General features: G+C 75.7%; 1 protein-coding gene. It reads left to right on the top strand.

The annotated features are described in order from the left end of the window. Positions 1-7,414: polyketide synthase (locus PV419_RS52530; protein ID WP_319701189.1), on the top strand; the 7,414-nt coding region annotated here is incomplete at both ends.

Below are 7,414 nucleotides of genomic sequence, written 5' to 3'. Positions count from 1 at the left end.
CGGCAAGGCGGCACAAGGCGTCGCCATCGCCGCCCACAACGGACCCCACGCCACCGTCATCTCCGGACCACCCGACCAGATCACCACCGTGCTCGCCACTGCCCAGGAACACGGCGCACGCACCCGCACCATCGACGTCGACTACGCCTCCCACAACCCCCACGTCGACCGCATCCGCAACGACATCCTCACCGCACTCCACGGACTCACACCGGTCGCCTCCGACATCACGTTCCACTCCACCGTCACCACCCAACCCCTCGACACCACCACCCTCGACGCCGACTACTGGTACACCAACCTCCGCCAACCCGTCCGCTTCACCGACACCCTCACCACACTCCTCGCAGCCGGCCACCGCCACTTCATCGAAATCAGCCCCCACCCCGTCCTCCTCCCCGGCATCCACGACACCCTCGAAGAAACGGACACCACAGCCACCACCGCCACCATCCCCACCCTCCACCGCAACCACGGCACACCAACCGACCTCGTCCACGCACTCGCCCACGCCCACACCACCGGCCTCCCCATCAACTGGCACACTTGGTTCCCCACACCACCAGCCCCAGGCACCGAACCACCCAACCTCCCCACCTACCCCTTCCAACGACAGCGCTACTGGATGGCGGGCGATCGCCCGGCCGGCGACGTCAGCGCGGCGGGCCTGCGGCCGGTGGACCACCCGCACCTGTCGGCCGCCACCGGCCTGGCGGACGGCGGCGTGCTGCTCACCGGCGTTCTCCCGGCGGCCGGGAACGCCGGCTGGCTGGGCGAACACGAGGTGGCGGACGTGGCGTTGCTGCCCGGCGCGGCCCTGGTCGAGTGGGCGCTGCGGGCGGCCGACGAGTCGGGCTGCGGCGGGGTGGAGGAGCTGACGCTCCAGCTGCCGCTGACCCTCTCCCCGGAGGGCGAGCTGCGCGTGCAGGTGTTGGCGGAGGCCCCGGACGGCGAGGACCGCCGCGCCGTCAGCATCTGCTCGCAGCCCGCCCCCGCTGCCGTGGACGGCTGGACGGTCCACGCCACGGGCACGCTCGCCCCGCCCGTCACGGGCGATGCGGCCGGGATGGAACTGGCGGGCGCCTGGCCGCCGCCGGGCGCCGAGCCGCTCGACATCGGCGGGCTGTACGCGGGTGCGGAGGCGGCCGGTTACCGGTACGGCTCGGCGTTCCAGGGCGTCCAGGCGGTGTGGCGGCATGGCGCCGACCTCCTCGCTGAGGTGGCCCTGCCCGACGCCGACGCCGACACCGACACCGACACTGGCGAGTTCGGCATCCACCCGGCGCTGCTGGACGCCACGCTGCACCCGGCGGCGCTGGGCGGACGGCAAGAGGACGGGCAGCTGTGGCTGCCGTTCACCTGGAGCGGCGTCACCCTGCATGCCGCCGGCGCGCGCCACGTCCGCGTCCGCCTCCGGGGCGGCGGCAACGGCGGCCGGGAGCTGGGCGTCGTGGTCGCGGACGCGGCCGGCGCCCCCGTGTTCAGCGCCGAGGCGGTCGCGATGCGCCCCGCCGACGGCGAGGCGCTGCGGGCGGCCCAGCGGCGTTCACCCTCCGCCGGCGGCCTGTACACGGTGGAGTGGCAGCCGCTGCCGGCTGAGGCGCCCGCGCCGGACGAGGCCAGCGAGACCTGGGCGAGCCTCGGCACGACGGGCAACGCCGGGGCGGCCGGGCGCCGTTACGCCGACGTGGCGGCGCTGCTGGACGCGCTGGACGCGGGCGAGCCCGCGCCCCCGGTGGTCCTCGCCTCGCCGGACACCGACAGGGACGCGGAAACGGACCCGGCGGCCGTCCGGCGCGCGTTGCGGCTCCTCCAGGAGTGGCTGGCCCAGCCGCGGCTGCTCGACTCCCGGCTGGTGCTGGTCACCTCGGCTCCGGCGGTGTCGGGCCTGGTCCGCGCGGTCCAGGCCGAGCACCCGGGCCGGTTCACACTGGTCGACCCCCGCGCCGGGGAGAGCCCGGCCGGGGCTGTCCGGCGCGCGCTCGACGCCGACGAGCCGCAGCTCGCGATCGGTCCGGACGGCGCCGTGTCGGTCCCCCGTCTGACGCCCGCCGCCGAACCCGACGCGGCCGAGGCCCCCGACCTCTCCGGCGGCACGGTGGTCATCTCCGGCGGCACCGGCGTGCTCGGTGGCCTGATCGCCGAGCACCTGGTGCGCGCGTACGGCGCGGAACGCCTGCTGCTGCTCTCCCGCCGGGGCGCCGACGCCCCCGAGGCGGCCGGACTCCTGCGGCGCCTGGCCGGGTTGGGCGCCCACGCGGAGGTGGCGGCTGTCGACGTCGCCGACCACGCCGCGCTCGCGGACACGCTCGCGGCGCTCCCCGCCGGCCACCCGCCGATCGGCGTGATCCACGCCGCCGGCGTGATCGACGACGCCCTCGTCGCGGCGTGGGACGACGACCGCCTCGCCCGCGTCTGGACGCCGAAGGTCGAGGGCGCCTGGAACCTCCACGCCCTCACCCGCGGGCTGCCGCTGCGGATGTTCGTGGTGTTCTCCTCCGCCGCCGGGGTGGTGGGCAACGCCGGGCAGGCCGGATACGCCGCCGCCAACGCCTGGTGCGACGCCCTGGTCGCCCGCCGCCGCGCCGACGGGCTGCCCGGCACCAGCGTGGCGTGGACGCTGTGGCAGCAGACCTCCGCCATGACCGGACACCTCACCCAGGCCGACCTCGCCCGCCTGGCGGGCGCCGGCTCACGCCCCGTGAGCACGCCTCACGCCCTGCGCCTGTTCGACGCCGCGCTGCACGCCGGCCACCCCCTCGTCGTCGCGGCCGACCTGGACGCCACCCGCCTCGGCCCCGAGGCCCCCGCGATGCTGCGCGCCCTGGCCCGGCCCGCCCGCCGCCGCGCCGCCGGCCTCCCGGCCGGCGGCGCCACCGGCGGCACCGCGCTCACGGCCCGCCTCGCCGGCCTCGACGCGACGGCCCGGCGCGAGGCGCTGCTGGCCACGGTCCGCCAGCTGGCGGCCGTGGTCCTGGGTCACACCACGGACGCCTCGATCCGTTCCGAGTCGGCGTTCAAGGAGCTGGGCTTCGACTCCCTCACCGGAGTGGCGCTGCGCAACCGGCTGGCCGCCGCCACCGGCCTGCGGCTGCCCGCCACCCTCGTCTTCGACTACCCCACCCCGCAGGCCCTCACCGACCACCTGCTCCGCCACCTCGACGGCACCACCGCCGCCGCCGCGACACCGGGAAGGATCGCGGCGGCGGCCGACGAGCCGATCGCGGTGGTGGCGATGGCCTGCCGCTTCCCCGGCGGGGTGACCTCGCCCGAGGAGCTGTGGGAGCTGGTCGCGGACGGGCGGCACGTGGTCGGGCCCTTCCCCACCAACCGTGGCTGGGACCTGGCCAACCTCTTCCACCCCGACCCGGACCACCCCGGCACCAGCTACGCCTCCCAGGGCGCGTTCCTCCACGACGCCGACGCCTTCGACGCGGCGTTCTTCGGCATCAACCCCCGCGAGGCGCTGGCCATGGACCCGCAGCAGCGCCTGCTGCTGGAGACCGCCTGGGAAGCCCTCGAACGCGCCGGGATCAACCCGCACACCCTCAAGGACAGCCTCACCGGCGTCTACACGGGCGTCATGTACCACGACTACGGCACCGGTCTGGCGGCCGATCCGCGCCTGGCGGGCTACAGCATGCTCGCCAACTCGGGCAGCGTCGTCTCCGGCCGGGTGGCGTACACCCTCGGGCTCCAGGGCCCGGCCGTCAGCGTGGACACCGCCTGTTCCTCCTCACTGGTGGCGATGCACCTGGCGGCGCAGGCGCTGCGCGGCGGCGAGTGCGAGCTGGCACTGGCCGGCGGCGTCACGGTGCTGGCCACCCCCGAGGTCTTCACCAACTTCTCCCGCCAGCGCGGCCTGGCCCCGGACGGCCTGTGCAAGCCGTTCGCCGCCGCCGCGGACGGCACCGGGTGGAGCGAGGGCGCCGGGCTGCTGGTACTGGAACGCCTCTCCGACGCCCGCCGCAACGGCCACCAGGTGCTGGCCGTCATCCGCGGCTCCGCCATCAACCAGGACGGCGCCAGCAACGGCCTCACTGCCCCCAACGGCCCCTCCCAGCAGCGGGTCATCACCCAGGCCCTGGCCAGCGCCGGGGTGTCCGCCGCCGAGGTGGACGCGGTGGAGGCGCACGGCACCGGCACCACCCTCGGCGACCCGATCGAGGCGCAGGCGCTGCTCGCCACCTACGGCCAGGACCGGCCGGACGAGGACCAGCCCCTCTGGCTGGGCTCGATCAAGTCCAACATCGGGCACGCCCAGGCCGCCGCCGGGGTCGCGGGCGCCATCAAGATGATCATGGCCATGCGGCACGGCGTCCTGCCGCCCACCCTGCACGTGAACGAGCCCTCCCCCCACGTCGACTGGGACAGCGGCAACGTCCGGCTACTGACCGAACCCGCCGACTGGCCGCAGACCGACGGCCGCCCCCGCCGCGCCGCCGTCTCCTCCTTCGGCGCCTCCGGCACCAACGCCCACCTCATCCTCGAACAGGTCCCCGGCGAAACGCCCGGCACAGCCCCGGCCGCCACGCCCGGCCTCGTACCCTGGCCGCTCTCCGCCCGCAGCGAGGAGGCACTGCGCGCCCAGGCCACCCGCCTCGCCGAACGCCTCCGCGCGGACGAGGAGGTGCCGGTCACGGACGTCGGCTGGTCCCTCGCCACGACCCGGGCCACCTTCGAACGCCGGGCCGTGATCGTGGGCGAGGACCGGGAGGAGATGACCGCGGCCCTGGCGGCGCTCGCCGAGGGCGCGCCGCACGCCGCGCTCGTCGCCCCCGGCGGCGAGGCCCCGGAGACGCCGGGGAAGACCGTGTGGCTCTTCTCCGGCCAGGGCAGTCAACGCCCCGGCATGGGCGCCGCGCTGCACGCCCGCTTCCCCGTCTTCGCCGACGCCTTCGACGAGATCTGCGCTCTCCTCGACCCCCATCTCGACCGCCCGCTGCGCGAGATCGTCTTCGCCACCCACCACGACACCGCCGACCTCATCCACCACACCACCTACACCCAGACCGGCCTGTTCGCCCTCCACGTCTCCCTCGCCCGCCTCCTCACCTCCATGGGCCTGGCCCCGGACGCGGTGGCCGGGCACTCCATCGGCGAGGTCAGCGCCGCCCACCTCGCCGGTGTGCTGTCACTCGACGACGCCGCCCACCTGGTCGCCGCCCGCGCCACCCTCATGGGGTCGCTCCCCGAAGGCGGCGCCATGGCCACCCTCCACGCCACCGAGGACGAAGTCGCCCCCACCCTCGCCGACTTCCCCGGCCTGGCCATCGCCGCCACCAACACCCCCGCCCACACCGTGATCTCCGGCGCCGCCGACCAGGTCGCGGCGGCGGCGGCCCACTGGCGCGACCAGAGCCGCCGGGTCCGCGAGCTGCCGGTCTCCCACGCCTTCCACTCCCCCCAGATGGAGTCCATCCTCACCCCCTTCCAGCAGGCCATCGCCGACCTCGACTTCCACGCGCCCGCCCTCCCCCTCATCAGCAACCTCACCGGCGAGCCCGCCGACCCCGGCCACATCACCACCCCCGCCTACTGGGCCGAGCACATCCGCCGGCCCGTCCGCTTCCACCAGACCATCAGCCACCTCGCCGCCGCCCACGACGCCGGCCTCTTCCTCGAACTCGGCCCCACCCCCGTCCTCACCCACGCCGTCCACCACACCCTCCCCGAGACCACCGCCGCCGCAGCCCTGCCCACCCTCACCGGCAAGCAGCCCGACACCCACGCCCTCGCCCAGGCCCTGGCCACCCTCCACACCACCCACGCCCCCGTCGACTGGACCCCCTGGCACCAGCGCCGCCACGTCACCGACCTCCCCACCTACCCCTTCCAGCACCAGCCGTACTGGATCGCGCCGCGCCCCTCCGGCGGCGGCGCCTCCCCGGGCGGCACGGCACTCGACCACCCGCTGCTGGACTCGGTGGCGCCGCTGGCGGACGGCGGGGTGGTGCTCAGCGGTTACGTCCCGGCGGCCGACCACGCCAGCTGGCTGACGGAGCACACCATCGCGGGAACGGTCCTGCTGCCCGGCACCGCCCTGCTGGAGCTGGCGCTGTGCGCCGCCGGCCACGCCCCCGGAACGCCGCACGTCGAGGAGTTGCTCCTCCACCACCCGCTCACCCTCCACCCCACCGAACCCCTCGCGCTCCAGGTCATCCTCGGCGCCGGCGGCGAACTGCACGTCTACACCCGCCTGGCGTCCACGCCCTCGACGGAGTGGACCCACCACGCGACCGCCACCCTCACCGCCCAGCCCACGGCCGGGACGCGGGCGGAGGAGACCTGGCCGCCGCCGGGTGCCGAACGCGTCGACCTCACCGGCTTCTACGAGCGCGCCGCCGACGACGGCTACGCGTACGGGCCCGCCTTCCAGGGACTCCACGCCCTGTGGCGCGACGGCGACGACCTCCTCGCCGAGATCACGCTCCCCGACGGCGAGGCCACCGACGCCCTCGCGCTCCACCCGGCGCTCCTCGACGCCGCGCTCCACCCCCTCATCGCCACCGCCGGGACCGCGGACGGCGAGGTCTGGCTGCCGTTCTCCTGGAGCGGCGTCACCCTGCACGCCACCGGCGCCACCCACGCCCGCGCCCGCATCACCCGCGCCGGGAACGGGAGCGGGGACGGCGAGGGCGGCCTCGTCCTCACCCTCACCGACCCGGCCGGCGAACTCATCCTGACCGCCGCCTCCGTCACCACCCGCCCCACCCGCCTCGCCTCCCCCCAGCAACCCCTCCCCGAGGGCCTGTTCACCCTGGCGTGGACGCCCACTTCCCCGCTCGCCGACCGGGTGGACGAGCCCGCGCCGACGCCGTCCCGCACCGTCGTCACCACGGGCGAGGGAGGCGAGTTGGACGCCGTACGGCGGGCGTTGACGCTCGTACAGGAGTGGCTGGCCGATCCGAAGCCGGACGACGCGCCGCTGGTCATCGTCACCCGCAAGGCCGTCGCCGTGGACGAGGACGCCACCATCGACCCCGCCGCCGCGGCCGTCTGGGGCCTGGTTCGCAGCGCCCAGACCGAGAACCCCGGCCGATTCGTCCTCCTCGACACCGACACCGGCACGGACACGGACGCCCCGGTCGACGACGCGATCCGCTGCGCCCTCGACCTCGACGAACCGCAGCTGGCACTGCGCGGCGACCGGATCCTCGTCCCCCGGCTGAGCCGCGCGACCGCCTCGGAGCTGCTCCTTCCCGCCGCCGGGGAGGGGGCCTGGCGCCTGGAAGCCGGTGCCGGGACGATCGACGCCGTCGCGCCGGTGCCGTTCCCGGAGGCGGAGGAGCCGCTGGCCGCCGGACGCGTACGCATCGCGGTGCGCGCGGCCGGGATCAACTTCCGCGACGTGATGGTGACCCTCGGCGTCGTGCCCGACCGCCGCGGCCTGGGAGGCGAGGGCGCGGGGGTG

The sequence above is a fragment of the Streptomyces sp. ME19-01-6 genome, assembly GCF_033793745.1.
Classification (GTDB): Bacteria; Actinomycetota; Actinomycetes; order Streptomycetales; family Streptomycetaceae; genus Streptomyces.
Note: the sequence above shows the minus strand (reverse complement) of the source record. Positions and strands in the feature narration are given on the sequence as shown.